The sequence below is a fragment of the Falsiroseomonas oryziterrae genome (assembly GCF_021864505.1).
In the GTDB taxonomy this organism is placed as follows: Bacteria; Pseudomonadota; Alphaproteobacteria; order Acetobacterales; family Acetobacteraceae; genus Falsiroseomonas; species Falsiroseomonas oryziterrae.
Genome location: NZ_JAKJIB010000549.1, coordinates 1 through 1,548, shown reverse-complemented (window position 1 = coordinate 1,548; position 1,548 = coordinate 1). Strand labels below are relative to the sequence as shown.

Sequence of the window (1,548 nt, the reverse complement as noted above, 5' to 3'; positions counted from 1 at the left end):
CGACGCCAGTTCCTGCAGCGCCGCGGCGGAGCGCGCGGAGAGCAGCAGCGGCGGCATGCCCTTGGCCCCCTCGCGCGGCGCACTCCGCGGCGGCGCGGGGGCGACCAGCGCGCAGGCATTGGTGCCGCCGAAGCCGAAGGCGTTCACGCCCGCGACCGGGTCCGCGACACCGGCCAGCATCTCCGTCGCGGCCGGCACGCGGATGTTGAGCGCGGCGAAGTCGATCGCGGGATTGGGCCGGTCCTGGTGCAACGTCGGCGGCACCAGGCGCCGCTCCAGCACCAGCATCGCCTTCAGCAGCCCCGCCATGCCGGCGGCGGGTTCCAGATGGCCGATATTCGTCTTCACCGAGCCGATGGGCAGCGGCGCGTCGCGCCCGCGCGCCGCCTGCCCGATCGCCCAGGCCTCGGCCGGGTCGCCCGCCTGCGTGCCGGTGCCATGCGCCTCGAAATAGGCAAGCCGCGCCGCGCCCACGCCGGCCTGCGCCATCACGCCGCGGATCAGCCGCGCCTGCGCGTCGCGATCGGGCAGCGACAACCCGATGGTGCGCCCGGCGCTGTTCACCCCCGTCGCCAGGATCACGCCGCGCACCTCGTCGCCGTCGCGCAGCGCGTCGTCGAGGCGCTTCAGCACCACCGCGCCCGCGCCTTCGGCGCGCACATAGCCGTCCGCGCCGGCATCGAAGGCGCGGCAGCGCCCCGTGGGCGAGAGCATGCCCGCGCGCGAGAAGCCCACGAAGGCATAGGGCGAGAGCAGCATCTGCACGCCCGCCGCGATGGCCGCCGGCACGCGGCCGCCCGCCACCGCACGGCACGCCGCATCCAGCGCGACGAGCGCCGAGGAACAGGCGGTGTCGATCGTCTCCGCCAGGCCTCGCAGATCGAACACGTTGGTCAGGCGGTTCGACAGGATGCTCAGCGCGTTGCCGGTCATGAAGTAGCGGTCGCCGCCCGCATGGTCGGGCAGGCGCAGCTCGGCATAGTCGGTGGAGGAGCCGCCGACGAAGACGCCGACCTCCTCGCCCGCGATCGCGGAAGGCCGCCAGCCCGCATCCTCGAGCGCGCCCAGCGCGACCTCGAGCAGCAGTCGCTGCTGCGGGTCCATCTCCGCCGCCTCGCGCGGGGAGATGCCGAAGGCCGCGGCGTCGAAGCCGAAGGCGTCGCCGACATGCCCGGCGGCGAAGGTGTAGGAGGTGCCGGGCTCGTTGCGGCGCGGGTGGAAGAAGGCAGCCTGCGCGAAGCGGTCGGGCGGCAGCGTCGAGACGGCGTCCGTCCCGCTCTCCAGCAGGCGCCAGAAGGCGTCGAGGTCCGGCGCGCCGGGCAACCGGCAGGCCGCGCCGACGATCGCCACGGGCACGGGATCGGATGGCCGGGCGACGCGGCGCTGCCTCCTCATCCGCGGCTCAGGCGGGTGCGACGCTATCGCGGCCGGCGGGGATCAGCGCGGCGGCGGCGTCGCGCGGGGGCGCGCGGTTCGGACCGCGCGGCCGCGCAAGCTCCGCCAGCAGCCCGTCGAGCACCTCGAAATGCGCGTCCCAGCGCGGCGCCT

1 protein-coding gene is annotated in these 1,548 nt (G+C 75.5%); it reads right to left on the bottom strand.

Annotation, left to right across the window (positions count from 1 at the left end; translation table 11 throughout):
- Positions 1-1,395, bottom strand: a 1,395-nt coding sequence (locus tag L2I40_RS23025) for a beta-ketoacyl [acyl carrier protein] synthase domain-containing protein (protein WP_237217689.1), incomplete at its 3' end; no start/stop codon positions are given.
- Between the last annotated feature and the right edge of the window lie 153 nt (positions 1,396-1,548).